This window comes from Salinivibrio kushneri (assembly GCF_027286325.1).
Classification (GTDB): domain Bacteria; phylum Pseudomonadota; class Gammaproteobacteria; order Enterobacterales; family Vibrionaceae; genus Salinivibrio; species Salinivibrio kushneri_A.
On record NZ_CP114588.1, the window covers coordinates 2,379,342 to 2,399,754 of the forward strand.

General features: G+C 51.0%; 18 protein-coding genes and 1 tRNA gene. 9 read left to right on the forward strand and 10 right to left on the reverse strand.

The genetic code is table 11. The features are described 5' to 3' along the window. Positions 1 to 106: 106 nt before the first annotated feature. Positions 107 to 193 (reverse strand) — tRNA-Leu (locus N8M53_RS10975). Positions 194 to 410: 217 nt separating this feature from the next. Here N8M53_RS10975 and N8M53_RS10980 point away from each other — a divergent pair. From N8M53_RS10980 to N8M53_RS11010, 7 genes are all read left to right on the forward strand, one after another. Next, positions 411 to 902 carry an RDD family protein gene (locus tag N8M53_RS10980; RefSeq protein WP_269580034.1) on the forward strand — a complete coding sequence of 164 codons (492 nt, stop codon included), beginning with the start codon at positions 411 to 413 and terminating at the stop codon, positions 900 to 902. Between the two features lie 513 nt (positions 903 to 1,415). Then, a complete protein-coding gene (locus tag N8M53_RS10985) occupies positions 1,416 to 2,858 on the forward strand; it encodes a YfcC family protein (RefSeq protein ID WP_269578801.1) in 1,443 nt (480 codons plus the stop codon). Between the two features lie 540 nt (positions 2,859 to 3,398). Then, complete coding sequence (gene arcA, locus N8M53_RS10990; RefSeq protein ID WP_269578802.1) at positions 3,399 to 4,619, forward strand: arginine deiminase; 1,221 nt, start codon at positions 3,399 to 3,401, stop codon at positions 4,617 to 4,619. 56 nt (positions 4,620 to 4,675) lie between these two features. Then, positions 4,676 to 5,638 carry a carbamate kinase gene (gene arcC, locus N8M53_RS10995; RefSeq protein ID WP_269578803.1) on the forward strand — a complete coding sequence of 321 codons (963 nt, stop codon included), beginning with the start codon at positions 4,676 to 4,678 and terminating at the stop codon, positions 5,636 to 5,638. Positions 5,639 to 5,665: 27 nt separating this feature from the next. Then, positions 5,666 to 6,670, forward strand: coding sequence for an ornithine carbamoyltransferase (gene argF / locus N8M53_RS11000; RefSeq protein WP_269578804.1), 1,005 nt, complete (start codon positions 5,666 to 5,668; stop codon positions 6,668 to 6,670). Between the two features lie 175 nt (positions 6,671 to 6,845). Continuing rightward, a complete protein-coding gene (locus N8M53_RS11005; RefSeq protein WP_269578805.1) occupies positions 6,846 to 7,334 on the forward strand; it encodes an arginine repressor in 489 nt (162 codons plus the stop codon). Positions 7,335 to 7,401: 67 nt separating this feature from the next. Then, positions 7,402 to 7,794, forward strand: coding sequence for a RidA family protein (locus tag N8M53_RS11010; RefSeq protein ID WP_269578806.1), 393 nt, complete (start codon positions 7,402 to 7,404; stop codon positions 7,792 to 7,794). 122 nt (positions 7,795 to 7,916) lie between these two features. Here the strand turns inward: N8M53_RS11010 and idi are convergent, their stop codons facing one another. From idi to nudF, 8 genes are all read right to left on the reverse strand, one after another. After that, entirely contained in the window at positions 7,917 to 8,465 is a 549-nt protein-coding gene (gene idi / locus N8M53_RS11015; protein ID WP_077668518.1) for an isopentenyl-diphosphate Delta-isomerase, read from the reverse strand. Positions 8,466 to 8,479: 14 nt separating this feature from the next. Further along, positions 8,480 to 9,214: a 1-acylglycerol-3-phosphate O-acyltransferase gene (locus N8M53_RS11020; protein WP_269578807.1), complete on the reverse strand. Its 735-nt coding sequence runs from the start codon at positions 9,212 to 9,214 to the stop codon at positions 8,480 to 8,482. Positions 9,215 to 9,311: 97 nt separating this feature from the next. Then, complete coding sequence (parC, locus tag N8M53_RS11025) at positions 9,312 to 11,561, reverse strand: DNA topoisomerase IV subunit A (RefSeq protein WP_269578808.1); 2,250 nt, start codon at positions 11,559 to 11,561, stop codon at positions 9,312 to 9,314. A 25-nt stretch (positions 11,562 to 11,586) separates the two neighbouring features. Then, entirely contained in the window at positions 11,587 to 13,479 is a 1,893-nt protein-coding gene (gene parE, locus N8M53_RS11030) for a DNA topoisomerase IV subunit B (RefSeq protein WP_269578809.1), read from the reverse strand. Between the two features lie 178 nt (positions 13,480 to 13,657). After that, on the reverse strand, positions 13,658 to 14,245 hold the full coding sequence (gene yqiA / locus N8M53_RS11035; RefSeq protein ID WP_269580035.1) for an esterase YqiA: 588 nt from the start codon (positions 14,243 to 14,245) through the stop codon (positions 13,658 to 13,660). Beyond that, entirely contained in the window at positions 14,239 to 15,063 is an 825-nt protein-coding gene (gene cpdA, locus N8M53_RS11040; protein WP_269578810.1) for a 3',5'-cyclic-AMP phosphodiesterase, read from the reverse strand. Before cpdA ends, yqiA begins: the two co-directional genes overlap by 7 nt. A gap of 22 nt (positions 15,064 to 15,085) precedes the next feature. After that, entirely contained in the window at positions 15,086 to 15,496 is a 411-nt protein-coding gene (locus N8M53_RS11045) for a DUF1249 domain-containing protein (RefSeq protein ID WP_269580036.1), read from the reverse strand. A gap of 49 nt (positions 15,497 to 15,545) precedes the next feature. Further along, positions 15,546 to 16,184, reverse strand: coding sequence for an ADP-ribose diphosphatase (gene nudF / locus N8M53_RS11050; protein WP_269578811.1), 639 nt, complete (start codon positions 16,182 to 16,184; stop codon positions 15,546 to 15,548). A gap of 273 nt (positions 16,185 to 16,457) precedes the next feature. Here nudF and tolC point away from each other — a divergent pair, with 273 nt between their 5' ends. Further along, complete coding sequence (gene tolC, locus N8M53_RS11055; protein WP_269578812.1) at positions 16,458 to 17,768, forward strand: outer membrane channel protein TolC; 1,311 nt, start codon at positions 16,458 to 16,460, stop codon at positions 17,766 to 17,768. 78 nt (positions 17,769 to 17,846) lie between these two features. On the opposite strand, the gene hldE is transcribed toward tolC, so the two are convergent. After that, positions 17,847 to 19,274 carry a bifunctional D-glycero-beta-D-manno-heptose-7-phosphate kinase/D-glycero-beta-D-manno-heptose 1-phosphate adenylyltransferase HldE gene (hldE, locus tag N8M53_RS11060; protein ID WP_269578813.1) on the reverse strand — a complete coding sequence of 476 codons (1,428 nt, stop codon included), beginning with the start codon at positions 19,272 to 19,274 and terminating at the stop codon, positions 17,847 to 17,849. 195 nt (positions 19,275 to 19,469) lie between these two features. Between hldE and lpxL the strand changes: the two genes are divergently transcribed. After that, complete coding sequence (lpxL, locus tag N8M53_RS11065) at positions 19,470 to 20,399, forward strand: LpxL/LpxP family Kdo(2)-lipid IV(A) lauroyl/palmitoleoyl acyltransferase (RefSeq protein ID WP_269578814.1); 930 nt, start codon at positions 19,470 to 19,472, stop codon at positions 20,397 to 20,399. Positions 20,400 to 20,413: the final 14 nt, after the last annotated feature.

Below are 20,413 nucleotides of genomic sequence, written 5' to 3' on the forward strand. Positions count from 1 at the left end.
GTAACAATTAACGGGGTGGAATGTAGCGGAGTGTGACCTGATCAGCGCTAATCCTTACTCACAACGAAAAAAGCCCCAGTCTTTCGACTGGGGCTTTCTTGGGATTTGGTGCCGAGAGAGGGACTTGAACCCTCACACCCGTTAAGGCGGCGGATTTTGAATCCGCTGCGTCTACCAATTCCGCCATCTCGGCAAGTGGGGGCAATTATACGTACCGGCCTTTGGAGTGCAAGCAATAAAAATAAAAATCCGTTCGTTCGCACTATTTTTAACCAATTCAAGTCATTCAGCCACATTGATGCTGAATTTGTCCCCAAAAGACATCGCAAAACCGAGGTAGAAGCTTACTCACTGTCAGCCAGTCTATGCTAGGCTAGCTGCGAATTGAGGACTGGGATGTGAACAATCAAATGCAAACTTCTTCTATCGCTTGCCCAACCGCAGGCTTTTTTCGGCGTTTAGCCGCTTGGCTTTATGATCTCCTCGTCGTGGCAGCTTTGCTCATGCTCGCGGGAGGGGGAATGATGGCAGTACTCGCACTGGCACAGGTGCTAGGCATGTCGATTGCGCCTTACCAAGACATTAGTGACTTCTTAACCCATCACCCAGTAGTCAATCCACTTTATACCGCGTATCTGGCCTGTGTCATCGGTGGTTTTTATGGCTACTTTTGGTGTAAAGCCGGGCAGACGCTGGGCATGCGCGCGTGGCGACTCAAATTACAGAACACCGATGGCAGCAATATCCGCCCTACCCAAGCGGTGATCCGTATGGCGACTGCCTGTTTTGGTCTCGGCAATCTGGTTGTCATCTTTGATATCAATAACCGTGCCTTTCAAGACCACTTCGCCGAATGTGACATGATTGTTCTCCCCAAGCCGGTTAAGAACAAAAAAGACTAATTACCTCTCTAGACTGGGCACCTGCTGCGTGCCCTGCTCACCTACCGCCCGCCTCCCCGTCATAAATTGATATAAGACAATAAATGAGTTGATTTCTGCCTATTCATCTATCTGCTATTTTCTCGTTTTTATTCATCGTACGTAAAGTGACTGATTGACTAAATAGTCAAAGCTTGCACATAAACTCATCATTACCTCACCCTTCAGCACCGTAAGAGAAGCGAACTCAACGTAATTTAATCAATAAAAACCCAAGCAAATAAAAAAGAGAAGGTGATAACTACGCATAAATAACAACACTGCATTCATTTTTATTAAAAAAGTCTATTTGGTTATCTATTAACCACCTCGTCTTTTGTGAGATATCACTAAGAAGTAAAAAGGGAACCACTTTTACAATGAATGCAAAGCCATGTACCACGGCATAAAAATAATAAATAACGTGAAATTAACGGAATTACCTCAACACGTGTAGCGCACTTTAGATGCTAATAAGAGGTATGAGGAGAAAGTATGAGTACTCACAGTGTTCCCGAAAAAAAAGGCTGGTTCTCGAACTTAAAGTTCCCGTCCGCCTATACCATTCTATTCATTCTTATCGCCGTCGTCGCCGCCCTTAGCTGGGTGGTGCCCGCCGGCCAGTATGAACGAGAGTATAATGAAGAACTCGGTCGAGACGTTCCTATCTCAGGAACTTACGAACAGGTTGACAGTAACCCTCAAGGCATCGTCGATGTCCTGCTTGCCCCCATTGACGGTTTTTATAATCACCAAACTTATGAAGCCGCAGCCATTGATGTCTCACTGTTCATTCTGATCATTGGTGGCTTTTTAGGGCTGGTCACTAAAACCGGTGCCATTGATGCGGGGATTGAGCGAGTCACCCAGCGCCTAGAAGGACGCGAAGAGTGGATGATCCCTATCCTAATGGGCCTCTTTGCCGCGGGCGGTACGATTTACGGGATGGCCGAAGAGTCCTTACCCTTTTATACCCTGCTCGTTCCTGTGATGATGGCTGCGCGTTTTGACCCTGTGGTCGCAGCGGCAACGGTACTGCTTGGGGCAGGGATAGGTACGTTAGGTTCAACCATTAATCCCTTTGCGACCGTCATTGCCGCCAATGCAGCAGGGATCCCTTTTACTGATGGCATTCTGCTTCGCCTTGCCATCCTCGTAATTGGCTGGTTTATCTGCGTCACTTATGTGATGCGTTATGCACGGAAAGTGCGCGCCGATCAGAGTCAATCGATTGTTTATGACCAGTATGAAAGCAATAAAAAACACTTTCTTGGTGAGCACGATGACAACCAAAGCCTCGATTTTACAGCCACACGCAAAGTGATACTCACTATCTTTGCCGGTGCCTTTGCCGTGATGATCTATGGTGTATCCTCATTGGGATGGTGGATGGCTGAGATCTCCGCCGTCTTCCTAGGGGCTGCCATCATCATTGGCCTGATTGCACGCATGAGCGAAGAGGAAATCACTACCAGCTTTATAGATGGGGCAAGAGACCTACTCGGTGTGGCGCTGATTATCGGTATTGCTCGCGGGATCGTGGTGATTATGGATAAAGGCATGATTACCGACACCATCCTTAATAGTGCCGAGAGCTTAGTAAGCGGTTTATCTTCTTTCGTCTTTATTAACGTGATGTATTGGCTGGAAGTGCTGCTTTCATTCTTAGTGCCTTCCTCATCTGGCTTGGCAGTGCTCACCATGCCAATTATGGCGCCATTGGCCGACTTCGCGAACGTTGGGCGTGAATTAGTCGTCACGGCTTATCAATCGGCTTCGGGGCTCGTTAATCTCGTAACACCTACCTCCGGCGTCGTAATGGGTGGTTTGGCCATTGCCCGCGTGCCTTATGCCAAATGGATAAAATGGGTCGCCCCGTTGCTTGGTATCCTTACCGTTATGATCATGGTCATGCTGAGCCTGGGTGTAATGTTATAATATCGTAGTCAACGAAATGTAGAGCGCACTGCTTGATAGCAGTGCGCTTTTTTATGTCTATCACGTTCCCTGCAATAACGGTACCTCCCCCCCCAGTCAGTTCACACCTATGTTACATTATTAACACAAAGCGATTTAATGCCGATCATCATCACAAATAAAAACAAAAAACATACGGTATTTGTTAAATATTAAAACCACTAAAGATAATCATTCATTTAATGCGCATAAGGTAAAATAGAAACAAAAAATAACAGGCATAAAAAGAATAAAACCCCCGCTTAAAACCTAGCACTTTAAAAATAATATCGTTAAGCACGCAATAAAAGTGACTAAGTATTAAAAACTATTTTTTAATGCTGCCATAAATACCATTAACACAGGGTAAAAACCACGAAACGGAGGCAATGGTTTCAATGTGATCTAACTTCAAGTTCAACCGGCTAACCGCGTTAGAATAAATCTGTACCCAATAATAAACCTGCACTTTTTATTTCCCTTCCGATAAAAAGCCAAGCAGAGATATACGGAGAAAGAAAGATGAACAACTTCTATGTCGGCTCTGAAATTGGTCAATTACGCACCGTGATGTTGCACCGCCCCGAGCGTGCTTTAACCCACCTGACCCCTTCAAACTGTCATGACTTACTTTTCGACGATGTTCTGTCAGTGGAACGTGCGGGTGAAGAGCATGACAAATTCGCTCAAACCCTACGTGATCAGGGCGTTGAGGTGCTATTACTGCAAAACTTGCTCGCCGAAACCCTGGATGTCCCCGAAGCCAAAGCTTGGTTAATGAACCTTAAGATCTCGGACTATACCTTTGGCCCTTCGTTTGCGAACGATATTCGCTGCTACCTCAATGATCTTCCACACCAGGAGCTCGCATCGATGTTCTTAGGTGGGCTAGCCTACTCTGAGCTACCTATTGCCACGACCTCGATGTTGCAAGCGATGCATGCGCCCTCGGACTTTATCATTGACCCCTTGCCTAATCATTTATTCACACGCGATACCTCGTGCTGGTTATATGGTGGTGTGTCAATAAACCCAATGGCCAAACCCGCGCGCAAACGGGAAACCAACCACTTGCGTGCCATCTATAAATGGCACCCTCGCTTCGCGAACGGCGACTTTATTACCTACTTCGGTGCGCAAAACATCGACTACGACAATGCCACGATTGAAGGCGGTGACGTCACTGTTTTAGGTAAAGGTGTTGTATTGATTGGCATGTCTGAACGCACCACGCCACAAGGGGTGGAAAACCTCGCGTCCAGCCTGTTCAAACACGGCCAAGCCAAGCAAGTGATTGCCATGGAGCTGCCAAAGCATCGCTCCTGCATGCACCTCGATACCGTGATGACCCATATGCGGGAAGATACCTTCTCGGTGTACCCCGAAGTGATTCGCAAAGACATCAAATGTTGGAGCCTGACCGGCGACCGCAGCGGCCACTTAAACGTGCGTGAAGAAGACTACTTCCTCACCGCCATCGAAAAAGCCCTCGACGTCGGCCCACTGAACCTTATCACCACAGGCGGCGATAGCTTTGAAGCAGAACGTGAACAGTGGAATGACGCCAACAACGTCTTGACCGTGCGCCCAGGTGTGGTCGTCGGCTACGAGCGTAACACCTATACCAACGAGAAGTACGACAAAGCCGGGATCACTGTTTTGTCCATTCCGGGTGATGAGCTGGGCCGCGGACGCGGCGGCGCACGCTGCATGAGCTGCCCAATTCATCGTGATGGTATTTAATCCTCGCATGGGCTGAGCATCTGGCTCAGCCCCCACCGACTGTAGAGAGTAAAACTATGAAAAAACCCACTGTCGTCGTGGCACTCGGGGGCAACGCCCTGCTCCGTCGAGGCGAACCCTTAGAAGCCGACATTCAACGTGCCAATATCGCCAAAGCGGCCAAAACCATTGCCGCTATCGGCGAGCAATATAACGTAGTGCTTGTCCACGGTAATGGTCCCCAAGTTGGCTTATTGGCCCTGCAAGGGCTCGAATACAAATCCGTCACCCCTTATCCTTTGGATGTGCTTGGCTCTGAAACCCAAGGCATGATTGGCTATATGCTGATGCAGGAGCTACACAACTTAGCACCAGAGCAACACGTCTCGTGTATGCTGACCCAGATGACAGTCGATCCTCACGATCCTGCATTTGCTAACCCCACCAAGCCAATAGGCCCGGTGTATGACCAGCAAGAGGCCGACCAGCTGGCCGAAAAGTATGGCTGGGATATTAAACCTGATGGCCAATACTACCGCCGAGTGGTGCCTAGCCCACAGCCTACTGGGATTGTCGAAGACGATGCGATTGCAAGCCTCATTGACCAAGGACACCTAGTGATTTGTACCGGAGGGGGCGGCATTCCTGTGATTCAAGAAGGCACCCAGCTGAAAGGTATTGAAGCTGTGATTGATAAAGACATGTCAGCGGCTTTTCTCGCCCGTCAGATCAATGCCGATGCGCTGCTTATTTTGACTGATGCCGATGCCGTTTACCTCGATTATGGTCAGCCGAGCCAACGTGCACTTGCCGACACAACGCCCGATGATCTCAGCCAATATACCTTCGATGCTGGCTCTATGGGGCCAAAAATCGATGCCTCCTGCGAGTTTATTCGCCAAGGCGGAAAGCTTGTTGGTATTGGCGCCCTTGAAGATGGCCTTGCTATCTTGGCAGGCCAAGCCGGCACACGTATCCGTCCACAATCAGTGAATAACAACAACATTTCTCAAGGCCAACCTGCGCCTGCGCAAGCCTGAGACCAATAACGAAGAGGATTGCCCACTATGGCTTTTAACCTACGTAACCGTAATTTTCTGAAGCTGCTCGACTTCACTCCACGTGAGATCCAACACTTTATCGATATGGCGATTGAGCTGAAAAAAGCCAAATACAATGGCTACGAAACGCCTCGCCTAAAAGGCAAAAACATTGCCCTTATCTTCGAAAAGGCCTCAACACGTACTCGCTGTGCGTTCGAAACGGCCGTGTTTGATCAGGGCGGCCAGGTCAGCTACATCGGCCCAACAGGGTCACAAATTGGCCATAAAGAGTCGATGAAAGACACCGCACGCGTATTGGGTCGGATGTATGATGGCATTGAATACCGTGGCTTTGGCCAGGATATCGTCGAAGAGCTAGGTGAGTTCGCAGGCGTGCCAGTGTGGAATGGCTTAACCACTGAATTCCACCCCACCCAAATTTTGGCTGACTTAATGACCATGCTCGAGCACGGACGTGGCAAGCAGTTGCACGAAATGCGCTTTGCATACCTCGGTGATGCCCGCAACAACATGGGCAACTCTCTGATGGTGGGTGCCGCTAAAATGGGGATGGACATCCGCTTAGTGGCTCCCAAAGCATTCTGGCCGGAAGAAGATCTCGTCGCACAATGCCGCGCTATCGCTGAAAAAACCGGCGCACGCATTACCCTGACTGAAGACGTACAAGAAGGTGTGAAAGATTGTGACTTCTTGTACACCGATGTCTGGGTCTCGATGGGGGAATCCAAAGAAGCGTGGGATGAACGCGTTGCGCTAATGAAGCCCTATCAAGTCAACATGGAGGTGGTGAAAGCCACAGGTAACCCGCACGTGAAATTCATGCACTGTCTCCCTGCCTTCCACAACAACGAAACGACAGTCGGTGCAGAAATCGAAGAAAAGTATGGTTTAAAAGGCCTAGAAGTCACAGAAGATGTGTTTGAGTCAGACTGCTCGATTGTGTTTGATGAGGCAGAAAACCGCCTCCACACCATCAAAGCGGTCATGGTCGCCACCCTTGGCGATTAGCGTCACCTGAGCCTGGGCGCCGAAGGGCGCCCTGTTTATCAAAATTGACACCACCCAGTGACACCCATCAAAGTTTCCTTTAAAAGCAACTGATAGCATATGCGATTGAATCACGCATTATCAGCTTTATACACTGATATATACGTGAAATACCGTTTATTATAAGGGGTTGCCCGTGGTTAAAGATGCAATTCTATCGGTACAAACTGCTACACCGGAGGACGATATCCTCTCTGCGTGTCGGCACCTGCTGCAAACACAAAGCTTTACCACCCAAGATGCAGTTCGCCAGCAATTGGTTCAACTCGGCTATCTTGATGTCAGTCAGTCGACCGTTTCACGCCTATTATCCAAGCTCGGGGTCGCCAAAGTACCCAATGCGCACGGGCAAAAAGTCTACGCACTCAGCGGAGACATGGAGCCTGTCTACGCAGTGTCTTCTGTCGGTTCACAAATCGATGACATCACCTGTAGCCAAGCCATGGTAGTCGTGAAAACCCACCCAGGCGGCGCACAGTTGATCGCTCGTTTACTAGACTTGCACCGACATCCTTTAATTTTAGGAACAGTAGGCGGGAACGACACTGTCCTGGTCGCACCACGCCAGCTCAATGAACTTGCCGCCTGCGAGCAAGTGGTCCGAGACCGCCTCGCCCCTGAGTAAACGACTTTACGTGACACGCTAACCGTTGCAGACTATAGGTGTCGCTTTTATAACAAAGGAACAGACAATGACCCAAGTACTGCAAACCGAGCAGGCGCCAGAAGCTATCGGTCCGTATTCGCAAGGCGTTGACCTTGGCAACATGGTGCTGACCTCAGGCCAAATTCCCGTCAACCCAGTGACTGGCCAGATCTCTCCTGAAATCACCGCACAAACACGTCAGTCTCTCGACAACGTCAAAGCGGTGGTAGAAGCTGCTGGGCTTAAAGTGAATGATATTGTTAAGCTCACCGTGTTTGTCAAAAAAATGGAAGACTTTGCGGATGTCAACAAAGTGTATGGTGCGTTCTTTGATGAGCACGGTGTGGAAAGCTACCCTGCTCGTTCATGCGTTGAGGTCGCACGCTTGCCCAAAGACGTTGATATCGAAATTGAAGCGATTGCGGTGCGCCAAGCCTAATTGGTAAGCGACGGCAACGAAAAGCTATTTCCAGCGAAAAACTATTTCCAGCGAAAAGCTAATGCAAAAGCGGCGCCTCCAGGCGCCGCTTTTTTATGTCGTGATGGCATAGCGCACGCTTATCAACAGCGCGCCATCACATCGATACGTGATAAAACGTCAGCAAACCAAGCGGTGAAGCGCTCGGGGGCGTCCACCATCGCCTGCTTGACTTCATCTTCAGACCACCAGCGGCAGTCTGCTACCTCATCTGGATTAGGGATCATGTCGACATGGTTGACTTCACAGGCGATGACTTGATCCAATTCATGCTCTATCAACCCGTTATCCAACTCGGCACGGTATTCAAACCAAGGTCCCATAGTAAAATCAAGTGGGCGCGCTATTCCTAACTCTTCATACAGGCGCCGTTTTGCCGCCGCCGCAACCGGCTCGTCTTGTTTGGGATGCGAGCAGCACGTATTGGTCCACAATCCACCACTATGATACTTATCGAACGCGCGACGCTGTAGCAAGTACTCACGCTCACCCTGCTCATTACAACGAAACAACATGACTGAGAAGGCCATGTGCAGCCATCCTTGCTGATGAGCCTCCAACTTTTCAGCGATCCCTTGAGGTTCACCGCTCGGTGAGACCAAAACCACATGATGGCGCTGGGTTGAAGTCATAAGCCTATCCTCAATTAGCGAACGCCTTGGTTGCGTTCCGCGACTTCTGCATCAAGCTGCTCGAGCTTGCTTTTCATTACCTGATGGCAATGCTTAGCCAAGTCACGGACATTATCTTTATCGTAGCCCTCGGGGGAAATCGGCGCCATCACCTCAACGATCACATGGCCGTTGTTCCAACGGTTCGCTTTTAGGTGATGCGTCGAGCTACATACAATTGGAATCAAGGGGACGTTCGCACCGATCGCCGCATGAAATGCGCCGGTTTTAAAGGGCAACAACCCGCGCCCGCGTGAACGTGTTCCTTCAGGAAATAACCATACGCTCAATTGTTTGGCTCGGATTTTGTCTGTAACCTGCGCAATGGTTCCCATGGCTTTGCTGCGATTGGCACGATCAATCAATACATTGCCCGTGAGCCAATAAAGCTGACCAAAAATGGGGATCCATAGCAGGCTTTTTTTCCCCACGGTGACCGCGCCAGGCATCAACGCATTCGATAAGGTCACCATATCCCAATTACTTTGGTGGTTAGCGATACACACGCTAGCACCAGGCTCACGAGGTGCCCCTTCCGCAAAGCGCAGTTCAAGGCTAATCCCGAATAAACCAGAGAGGCGTCCAAACCACTTACTGATATGGTAGCAATTACGAGGATTGCGAGGGCTTAACAAGCAATACAAACCACCAAAAACAAACAGCAAAACAGCGACAATCAATAAAGCCAGCAGTCGCACGACAAAAATCATTTCTCTCTCCAAAGAGCAGGCGTGAAAGGCGAGTCAGTATACCGATTCAGCGCAAAAATGCACCCACTCCGCCCCTGGTTTCAGGGGCGGCAGCGACTTAGTGTTCGGGCAGGATTTCGATTTGATCGACGCGCTGAAGGCCACGCGGAAGCATACTGCCTCGTCGACCTCGCTCACCACGATAATGAGTGAGATCTTCCGGTTTTAAGGTCAGTTTGCGCTTCCCAGCGTGCAAGGTCACCCCAGCATTGGCCGGCACCACATAAAGTTGGCTTAACACCTCTTCACGTGACTTGGCGCGTGCGCCAGGAATATTAATGATCTTATTCCCTTTCCCTTTACTCAGTTGCGGAAGCTCATGGACCGGGAATACCAACATGCGGCCTTCATTGGAAATCGCGACAATCAAATCGCTTTCCAAATTACCCACTTGGCGCGGTGGCATCACTTCCGCCTGATCAGGCACCGTCAGCAAGGCCTTACCGCTGCGGTTTTTGGATAACATATCCGCTTGCTTGCACACAAAACCATAACCAGCGTCCGAGGCCACCAAGGTGAGCTGCCCCTCATCAGCCATTAACACGTGACGAATCGACGAGCCTGGAGTGATGTTAATTCGCCCGGTAATCGGCTCACCTTGGCTGCGCGCTGATGGTAAGGTGTGCGACTCTATTGCATAGCTGCGACCATCAGACCCCAGGAAAACCGCGGGTTGGTTACTTTTGCCCGGCGCTGCGTCGAGGAACTTGTCGCCTGCTTTATAGTTAAGGCCAGTGGCATCCACATCATGCCCTTTGGCATGGCGGATCCACCCTTTGTCTGAGAGCACCACAGTGATGGGTTCGCTGGGTACCAAGTCACGCTCGGTTAACGCTTTGGCCTCCGCTCGCTCAACAAGCGGTGAACGGCGGTCGTCCCCGTATTTTTCCGCATCCGCGAGGATTTCTTTTTTGATTAAGGTGTTCAAGCGCCGATCTGAGCCGAGCAATTTCTCTAGCTTATCGCGCTCTTTGCTCAACTCATCTTGCTCACCACGGATCTTGATTTCTTCGAGCTTGGCTAACTGGCGTAGTTTGATCTCAAGGATCGCTTCAGCCTGTTTCTCGCTCAAACCAAAGCGCGCAATCAGCTCTGCTTTAGGTTCATCCTCACTGCGGATGATTTCAATCACCTCGTCAATGTTCAGGTACGCGGCGAGTAAGCCCTCTAGAATATGCAGGCGAGCGAGGACTTTTTCCAACCGGTGTTCAAGGCGACGTCTCACCGTCTGGCGGCGGAACGTTAACCACTCAGATAAAATCCCATGTAACCCCTTAACTTGCGGGCGTCCATCAAGGCCAATCATATTGAGGTTAACGCGATAATTCTTCTCTAGATCGGTCGAGGCAAACAAGTGATCCATCAGTTGATCACAATCGACACGATTAGAGCGCGGCACAATCACAATCCGGGTAGGGTTTTCATGATCCGACTCATCACGTAGATCGTCCACCATCGGCAGCTTTTTCGCCCGCATTTGATTGGCGATTTGCTCTAGCAGCTTAGCGCCCGACACTTGGTGAGGCAGCGCCGTAATCACAATTTCATTGCTTTCTTTATGCCACAGCGCGCGCATTTTGATAGAGCCACGGCCGCTCGCATAGAGCTTTTTCAAATCTGACTTCGGCGTGATCACTTCCGCTTCGGTGGGGTAATCAGGTCCCTGCACATGCTCCAGTACACCGTCTAAGTCTAGGCTCGGCTTGTCGATCATTGCGGCCAAGGCATTGGCAAGCTCACGCGCATTATGTGGCGGAATATCCGTTGCCATCCCCACCGCAATACCAGTGATCCCATTGAGAAGAATATGAGGCAAGCGTGCTGGTAGGGTTTTCGGCTCTTTCATGGTGCCATCAAAATTTGGCCCCCAATCGACGGTCCCTAGTCCCAACTCTTGCAGCAACACTTCAGAGAAGCGTGATAAGCGTGATTCGGTGTAACGCATCGCTGCAAACGATTTAGGGTCGTCAGGCGCGCCCCAGTTGCCCTGACCATCCACCAGCGGATAACGATAGGAAAACGGCTGAGCCATCAATACCATGGCCTCGTAACATGCCGAGTCCCCATGAGGGTGGTACTTACCCAGTACATCCCCAACAGTACGCGCCGATTTTTTATATTTTGCCGTGGCGGATAGCCCCAGCTCTGACATCGCGTAAATGATCCGGCGCTGCACTGGCTTTAAGCCATCGCCGATAAACGGCAGTGCGCGATCCATGATGACGTACATCGAGTAATTGAGGTATGCGTCCTCAGTGAACTGGCGCAGAGCAAGCTGCTCTACCCCATCATAAGTCACCTCTGTCATGCGAATAAGATCCCGTTATAGTGATTTAGATATCGATAAGCTCGGCCATATCGCCTTTTTGCTGCAGCCAATGACGGCGGTCCTCTGCCCGTTTTTTACCCAGCAGCATATCCATCAATTGCTGCGTCTGCTCATCATCATCAATGGTGAGCTGAACAAGGCGACGGGTATTAGGATCCATGGTCGTTTCACGCAGCTGTAACGGGTTCATTTCCCCCAAACCTTTGAAGCGTTGCACATTGATTTTGCCGCGTTTATTACTCAAACGCTCAAGGATCCCTGCTTTTTCATCTTCATCCAAGGCATAAAAAACCTCTTTGCCACAATCAATGCGGTAAAGCGGCGGCATCGCCACATACACATGCCCAGCCTGAACCAAGGCTCTAAAGTGTTGCATGAAGAGCGCACACAACAAGGTCGCAATATGTAGACCATCGGAGTCCGCATCGGCGAGGATGCAGATTTTATCGTAGCGAAGGTTGCCCAAATCCCCAGAATCAGGGTCAATGCCCAACGCCACTGAGATATCGTGTACTTCTTGGGAGGCCAGCACTTGGTCTGCAGAGACTTCCCACGTATTGAGGATCTTGCCTCGAAGCGGCATTACCGCTTGAAATTCACGATCTCGTGCCTGTTTAGCTGACCCACCTGCCGAGTCCCCCTCGACCAAAAAGAGCTCGGTGCGACTCGAGTCTTGCATCGCACAATCTGTGAGCTTTCCGGGTAACGCTGGGCCTGATGCCACTTTCTTACGCACCACCTTTTTCGCGGCACGCATGCGGCGATGGGCACTGGCAATACACACTTCCGCCAAACGCTCAGCAAGATGTGGGCGCTCGTTAAGCCACAAACTAAAGGCATCTTTCACCACCCCAGACACAAACGCTGCACACTGACGAGAGGACAAGCGTTCTTTGGTTTGCCCCGCAAACTGTGGGTCTTGAATCTTGACCGACAGCACGTACGCACAGCGCTCCCAAATATCATCGGCGGTCAGCTTGACCCCGCGAGGAAGAAGGTTACGGAACTCACAGAACTCGCGCATCGCCTCCAGCATCCCTTGGCGCAAGCCATTCACATGCGTGCCACCTTGTGCTGTTGGGATCAGGTTGACATAGCTTTCTGTCGTTAGCTCCCCCCCTTCTGGCAACCAAATGACGGCCCAATCCGCCGCTTCGGTCTGGCCACTGAATTCGCCGATAAAAGGTGTTTCCGGCAGCACTTCATAGCCTTTGACACTGTCAGCCAAGTAGTCTTTCAACCCATCCTGATAACACCAAGACGTGGTCTCATTGGTATTTTTATCAGTGAGATTGACCGTCAGTCCCGGGCACAGCACTGCCTTGGCTTTTAAGATGGTTTTAAGGCGAGAGAGCGAAAACTTGTCAGAATCAAAAAATTGGCTGTCTGGCCAAAAGTGTACACGCGTGCCACGGTTGCGACGGCCACAGGTGCCCGTCACAGTTAAATCTTGTACTTTGTCGCCATTTTCAAACGCAATATCATACACTTGACCATCGCGCTTAACGGTAATCTCTACCCGATGAGACAGCGCATTCACCACGGAGATACCTACCCCGTGTAAACCACCGCTAAATTGGTAGCTTTTGTTGGAGAATTTACCGCCGGCATGCAGTTTACATAAAATTAGCTCAACCCCAGAGACGCCCTCTTCGGGGTGAATATCAACCGGCATACCACGACCATCATCAATTACTTCCAGTGATTGGTCGGCATGGAGGATCACATCAATCTTGCTGGCATGGCCGGCTAGCGCTTCATCGACACTGTTATCGATGACTTCCTGCCCAAGATGGTTAGGGCGACTGGTATCTGTGTACATACCGGGGCGTCGGCGCACGGGCTCGAGCCCATTGAGGACTTCTATCGATCCTGCGTTATAGTTTTGTTCTGTCATAATCGATTGGCTTAATAAATGTGATGACATGGTCAGCAAGGGGGATCCGCTTGTCAAGCGCGGCGCCAGATTGCCACAAGTTTCTGTGAGCTGCTATCCGTCTGCTGTGGCGTAAAGGCCAAGATAGCACGAGCCTGCGTCTGTGTGTCTTTGTTTCAATGCCTCTGGCGTGATGGCGCTAGAGACCAAGAAATTGGAGGATATCCCCACAATAACGTTCAAAGCCCACAAAGCTATGGTCGCCTCCCGGCTCAACAGTTTGTTGACTGGCACTGAATTTTTCCACTGCTTGGCGATAGTCCAGCACTTCATCACCTTCCTGTTGCAATAACCAAAATCGCTCAGGATGAGATAAGACCGGCACATCAATCTCACGCAGGGCGTTGATATCGGTGGCCTCGAGGATGTAGCGTTCTTGGGTGTAAGGATTAACCTGCTCCCCAACATAGTCTTGCAAGAGTTCGTAAGGGCGAACCGCGGGGTTAACCAGTACAGCGGGTAGTTGATACCGCTCACTCAGCCAGGTGGCCAAAAACCCCCCTAACGAACTTCCCACCAAACCCAAATGATGGGTTTCGTTAAAGCGCATGATCAGTTCATCCAGTAACTGCACGGTGGGCTCAGGGTGACTGGGCAGTTGTGGCACCAACACCTCAATATCAGGACGATGCTGGGCGCAATAGTCTTGTACCTGTCTCGCCTTTAACGATTGCGGCGAGCTGTTGAAGCCATGAAGATAAAGCAACGCTGATGGCATGATTAATATCCGCTGGAGTCGAAGTCTGGCCGAAAGTGCTGACCGGTTACCCGCGCCACTTGCGTTTCTACGCGTCCGTCGGCATACAGATCAAGCCAGCGCCAACCTGGATTTTGGTTATCGAGCGCAAAGTCGTGTGAGTCCGGCATAAACTGGATACAGGTGGAAGGCGCCGCCATCACACGCGCACCTTGATAACGCACATCCAAGGCCTGATGAATATGCCCACACACCACAATTTTCGCTTGAGGATGACGCGCCATCACTTGCCAGAATGCCTCTCGGTTAGCCAATTTATGCTGATCCAACCAAGTGCTTCCTGCATCCAACGGATGGTGGTGCAGCAACACCAACGCATGGCGCTCAGGATGCGCGCTTAAGTGGGTATCCAAAAGGTTCAGTTGCGCTTGTGATAATTCGCCGTGCGGTACACCAGCCACCTGACTGTCGAGCAGCACCATTTGCCAATGCTCCCCCAACAGGACTTGCGAGCAAGAGCGAAGGGTATTTGACTGTAATACCGCGCTCATTTCTGGCTGATAATCATGATTACCCGGTAGCCAAAAGCAAGGCTGTGACCACCGGGCGATACCGTCGACAAAACGGCGATACGATAAAGCGGAGTGATCTTGGGACAGATCCCCCGTCGCAATAATGGCGTCGAAAGTCGGATTGGTGGCGCTGATGGCATCCAGCACCGCATGGTAGCTGCGAAGCGTATTAATACCCAGCAAGCTACCCTGCTCACTCGCGAACAGGTGTGTGTCGGTGATTTGCAAAAGACGAATACAATCGCCGTCGGCGTTATCTATCTGGCAAGACTGCAACGTTGAAAATACCTTTGCTGGTTTAGTTTAACGATGATTTATACATAGGATCAGACGCCACCACGCCACGGCGTAGGCAGTGGCCAAGCCAATCCGATAAAAATGCATTAACCTGATGCTTTTCGTCGCGCTGATGCATGCGCGGATTCGGGTAATCATAACGTGGTTTTAAGCGTGAAATCTGCTGCGTGGTACACACTTCCGCGACCCGTGCATCGTGATACAAGCGCACTGTCAGGTTAGCACGTAAGTAATCTGGCGCTTCACCTTGGCTCAACTGAGCAATATCCAGTAAGGTGGTATAACGGGTTGACTCACGCACGACCAAGGCATATTCCTGACCTTGGATATCGTATCGACACACCTGTCCCACCTCGTCACGCTTAGGCATCAAACGGACAAGTTTGGCATAGTTGGTTTCATACAAGCGCATCATCGCTGGTAAGTCGACACGATATTCTGTTTTCACACACACCTACTGTCTATTGACTGTTTTGTTCATTATAGCTTTGACGTAACCGACTGGCATTGAGTTCCAACCATTGCAACGCAATGATTGAGGCTGCATTCTCTATCTCTCCATCAACCACCTTTTGATAGGCGTGTTGGCGAGATAATCGATGCACCAAAATGTCTTCATTTTCACTGTCGAGGCCGTGCACGCCTTCAGCTTCCGAGGCATCAACAATCGCGACAAACACATCCAACTGTTCAGAGCAGCCACCAGAACTGGATAAATAACGGGTAACACGCTCCATTTGATGCAGTAATAGCCCAGCTTCTTCTCGCGCCTCACGGTGGGCTACCTGCTCGGGAGATTGGCCTTTGTCTATCATCCCAGCCACAATTTCTAGTTGCCATGGTGTCGCGCCGGCTGCCATCGCCCCCACGCGGATTTGCTCAAGCATTACCACTTCATCACGTACGGGATCATAGGGCAAAACAGCCACCGCGTGGCCACGTTCAAACAACTCCCGCACCACGGCGCCACTCCAGCCGCCTTCAAACAAGCGATGACGAAATTGATAGCGCTGAATGGAAAAGAAACCTTGATAAAGCGGAGAAATATCCTCGATCACAATATCGTCGCGATCGAATTGTCCGGGCGGATAGTCTGACATGCGGGCTCCTTATCCTCGATGAAACGAGCTGACGAAGTGAAATACTGAGTCACGCCTAGACCAGCTGGCCTGTGCCGAGCGGCAACGCGCGTCATTCTAGCAAACCATAAACTTAACTTTTTTGATAAAAGTTACAACTATTTTTCAGTCCCATTTGCAAATTGGATAGTTTACACTCAATGTCCTAACAAATTGTCAGTTTCACGCAAGCATAATTGCGGTAAGCTAGTGGACGTCTATTTATCCAATCGCACAGATTCAGGGATTCCATCTATGAAAAAATTGCTCCCTTTGGCGTTAAGCTTGGCTCTCGGCAGCGTAAGCAGTGCAGCCCTTGCCGATGATCTCGCCCAAATTTATCAACAAGCGAAGCAAAGCGATCCCACTCTTAATCAAGCAGCGGCCAAGCGCGATGCAGCGTTTTCTGCCGTCGATGCGACCCGCGGCACCTTGCTGCCACAGATTGCATTAAATGCGGGATACGCCATTACCCGTAATGACACCAAAGATGACAGCGATAACGATATCACCAGTGCCGATATCAGCTTAAGCCAACAGCTTTTCAAACGTGATAGCTGGGTCAACCTGGATATCAGTGAAATGCAGGCGCGCCAGCTAGATGCGACCTATGCCGCTCAGCAGCAAGGATTAATGCTACGCGTGGCACAAGCCTATTTTGACGTGTTGCGTGCCATGGACAAGCTTGAGTTTATTCAGGCAGAAAAAGCGGCCGTGGGCCGTCAGCTTGAGCAAACCAAGCAACGTTTTGAAGTGGGCCTTTCAGCGATTACTGACGTGCATGACGCCCAAGCGCAATACGACGCCGTGCTGGCCGATGAAATTTTGGCCGAAAACGCGCTCACCAACAGCTATGAAGGCTTGCGTGAGATCACCGGCCAAGCCCCGCATGACTTACGCGTACTCGACACCGAGCGCTTTAGTGCCAGTAACCCGCAGCAACAGCCGGCAGCACTGGTCAACGTCGCCGAAGAGAAAAACCTCGAGTTGCTTGCCAATCGCATTGCCCGTGATACCGCCAAAGAGCAGATTAAGCTGGCCAAAACCGGCCATCTGCCCACACTGACCTTTAGCGCTAAATATGGCATGGTCGATACCGACAATCAGCATACGCCCGGCTCCGTTGATTACAACGAAGGCTCTGCCAGCCTCGACTTTAGCCTGCCACTGTTCACCGGCGGCAGCACCTCGGCCAATGTGGAAAAGGCGCAGCATGAGTATGTGGCTGCATCACAAAGTCTGGAAGCCAAATACCGCAGCACAGTGAAAGATGTGCGCGCTTTCTATAACGACATCAATGCCTCGATTGGCGCACTACGTGCTTATGAGCAAACCGTGGTCTCTGCACGCTCAGCGCTAGAAGCCACTGAAGCAGGTTTTGAAGTGGGTACTCGTACCATTGTCGATGTTTTGGATGCTACGCGTCGCCTTTACGATGCCAATCGCAACCTCTCCAATGCGCGCTACGACTATATTCTAAGCCGTTTACGTTTACACCAAGCCATGGGCACCTTGTCTGAGCAAGACTTGCTCGATATTAACCAAGGGCTGGTGAAACAAGAGTGATTCACGCTTGAGGCTCTAGTATGCAAAAAGGTGCCAACGGGCACCTTTTTTATTGTCATTATTTGAAAGGGCAAGGCGCTATTGACCACGCCGAATCGACTCAATGATTTCTGTGGTAGAGCAGCCATCTTCAAAATTAAGCACTTTGACCTCTCCCCCGTTGGCAAGCACCGCCTCGGCACCAGCAATCTCGTTGACCTGATAATCACCGCCTTTAACGAGCAAGTCGGGCAAGACTTCGCCAATCAGGCGCGCAGGCGTTTCTTCGCCAAAAGGAACCACCCAATCGACTGCGCCCAGTCCTGCTAGCACCGCCATCCGTCGATCAGTTGGATTAACAGGGCGGCCAGGCCCTTTCAAAGCCTGTACCGATGCGTCGGTGTTAACGGCAACAATCAGGCGATCGCCTAGCTTGGCGGCCTCATTGAGGTACGCCACATGGCCTGCGTGCAAAATATCAAAGCAGCCATTGGTCATCACCACTTTCTCTCCTCGCCCTTGGGCGACGTGCACCGCATCAATCAGCTGCGCTTCGGTGGTAACGCCAAAACCAGACTCGTGCGAGCCGTGTACCGCTTCGGTCAGCTCGATAGTGGAGAGGGTTGAAGTACCCAACTTGCCCACCACCACGCCGGCAGCAGCATTGGCTAGCGCACAGGCTTGCTCTATCGGTTTGCCGGCGGCCAATGATGCCGCCAGTACCGAGATCACCGTATCTCCCGCCCCTGTGACGTCGTACACTTCTTTGGCAAGCGTTGGCAAGTTCAGCGGCGCGGCATCCGGGCGTAGCAATGTCATTCCATGTTCACTACGGGTGACCAGCAGCGCACCAAGCTCGTATTGCTTGATCAGCGCTAAACCTTTTTCTTCCAAGCTTTGATCGTCCGTCACTGAGCCTGCCACCGCTTCAAACTCCGCCATGTTCGGCGTCAGTAAGCTCGCGCCTCGGTAACGCTCAAAATCCGTGCCTTTGGGGTCAACCAAGGTGGTCACACCCGCTTGTTTGGCGGCCTGAATCAATGTTTGTACCTCGGCCAGCGCGCCCTTGGCATAATCCGATAAGATCATCGCCTGCGCCTTAGGCAGTGCCGCTTCGACTTTGGCCAGCATGGGCGCCACATCCACCCCCGCAAAACCCTCTTCAAAATCCAGACGAATCAACTGCTGGTTACGGCTCATTACCCGAAGCTTGGTAATGGTGGGATGCGAATCTAACGCCACAAAATCACAGCTAACATTTAACGAGTCGAGGGTTTGCGTGAGCGCGTCAGCCTGCTCATCCTTGCCCGTCAGGCCAATCAGCTGAGTATGTCCACCCAAGGCTGCGATATTCATCGCCACGTTCGCAGCGCCACCTGGGCGTTCTTCCGTTTGATTGATTTTCACTACAGGCACGGGCGCTTCCGGGGAAATACGTCCGGTCGGCCCATACCAGTAGCGATCGAGCATCACATCACCGACGACCAGAACATTGGCTTGGCTGTAGTCAGGAAGGCTGAGTTTCATCTGGATCTCCGAATACTGTCGTTACCGAGCGATAGTAGCATAGCCATAGGATAAATGGGGGGCTCACAGGCGTGTGCTGCGCACAATCTCAACACTCACCGCGCATACTCGCGCAGGACAGCGCCAAGAATTTACTCTACAATAGCGCGGGCCTTACGGCTCTTTCTGGTTTGGTTTTCATGAGTCATTAACGCTATGAGCGATTTTTCAGCCCCCACTTTTCGCATTGGGTTTCTTCACCCTCGCTATCTTCATACCTGGCTTGGTGTCGGGTTAATGTATCTGGCTAGCTGGCTGCCTTATCGCGTCCAATTCTATTTAGGCCGCGGTTTAGGTCACTTGATGCATACACTAATGAAACGCCGCGTTAAAATTGCCGATCGTAACCTAGCGCTGTGCTTTCCAGAGATGACGCCCGCTAACCGCGCTGCGATGGTGAAAGAAAATTTTGCCAACGCCGGCCTTGCCTTGTTCGAGACTGGTATGGCGTGGTTTTGGCCCAAATGGCGAATCAACAAGCATGTCACCATTGAGGGACTAGACACCCTGCTTGAGCTTGAACAACAAGGCAAAGGCGTGCTGTTGATTGCTGTGCACTCACTGAACTTAGAGATTGGCGCGCGCGGCTTAAGCGAACAAACGCCTGGCGTGGGTGTATACCGCCCCAACACCAACCCTGTGTATGACTGGTTTCAATTCCGTGGCCGCATGAAGCGTAATATTGGGGTTGATCGCAAAGACGTCAAATCGATGATCCACTACCTCAAAGAAGGCCATCGAATGTGGTATGCGCCCGATCACGACTATGGTCGCCGCCGCTCAACCTTTGCTCCGCTGTTTGCGGTCAAACAAGCTTGCACCACCACGGGCACTAGTTTGCTGACTCATGCCGGTCACGCCACCGTGGTACCTTTTTCTGTGGTGAGAGAACGGCGGCTAGGCCAATACCGCGTTAAAATTGACCCACCCATAACGGATTTCCCTAAAGAAGCGCATGCCGCCGCGGTGGTCACTAACCAAGCGGTTGAGCGTTTGATCCTGCGCGCCCCTGAGCAATATATGTGGTTGCATCGCCGTTTTAAAACTCGCCCAGAGGGTGAGCCTTCTTTATATAAAAAAGTATAACGCTACCCAGGCCG

What these genes read in the sequence shown, in the direction of transcription:
- nudF (WP_269578811.1), bottom strand. Translation starts at nt 16,184, where the DNA reads ATGTCAGACTATCCGCCCGGACAATTCGATCGCGACGATATTGTGATC.
- lpxL (WP_269578814.1), top strand. Translation starts at nt 19,470, where the DNA reads ATGAGCGATTTTTCAGCCCCCACTTTTCGCATTGGGTTTCTTCACCCT.
- idi (WP_077668518.1), bottom strand. Translation starts at nt 8,465, where the DNA reads ATGACTTCAACCCAGCGCCATCATGTGGTTTTGGTCTCACCGAGCGGT.
- tolC (WP_269578812.1), top strand. Translation starts at nt 16,458, where the DNA reads ATGAAAAAATTGCTCCCTTTGGCGTTAAGCTTGGCTCTCGGCAGCGTA.
- arcC (WP_269578803.1), top strand. Translation starts at nt 4,676, where the DNA reads ATGAAAAAACCCACTGTCGTCGTGGCACTCGGGGGCAACGCCCTGCTC.
- argF (WP_269578804.1), top strand. Translation starts at nt 5,666, where the DNA reads ATGGCTTTTAACCTACGTAACCGTAATTTTCTGAAGCTGCTCGACTTC.
- N8M53_RS11010 (WP_269578806.1), top strand. Translation starts at nt 7,402, where the DNA reads ATGACCCAAGTACTGCAAACCGAGCAGGCGCCAGAAGCTATCGGTCCG.
- arcA (WP_269578802.1), top strand. Translation starts at nt 3,399, where the DNA reads ATGAACAACTTCTATGTCGGCTCTGAAATTGGTCAATTACGCACCGTG.
- hldE (WP_269578813.1), bottom strand. Translation starts at nt 19,274, where the DNA reads ATGAAACTCAGCCTTCCTGACTACAGCCAAGCCAATGTTCTGGTCGTC.
- N8M53_RS10980 (WP_269580034.1), top strand. Translation starts at nt 411, where the DNA reads ATGCAAACTTCTTCTATCGCTTGCCCAACCGCAGGCTTTTTTCGGCGT.
- parC (WP_269578808.1), bottom strand. Translation starts at nt 11,561, where the DNA reads ATGACAGAGGTGACTTATGATGGGGTAGAGCAGCTTGCTCTGCGCCAG.
- N8M53_RS11020 (WP_269578807.1), bottom strand. Translation starts at nt 9,214, where the DNA reads ATGATTTTTGTCGTGCGACTGCTGGCTTTATTGATTGTCGCTGTTTTG.
- parE (WP_269578809.1), bottom strand. Translation starts at nt 13,479, where the DNA reads ATGACAGAACAAAACTATAACGCAGGATCGATAGAAGTCCTCAATGGG.
- N8M53_RS10985 (WP_269578801.1), top strand. Translation starts at nt 1,416, where the DNA reads ATGAGTACTCACAGTGTTCCCGAAAAAAAAGGCTGGTTCTCGAACTTA.
- N8M53_RS11045 (WP_269580036.1), bottom strand. Translation starts at nt 15,496, where the DNA reads ATGCGCTTGTATGAAACCAACTATGCCAAACTTGTCCGTTTGATGCCT.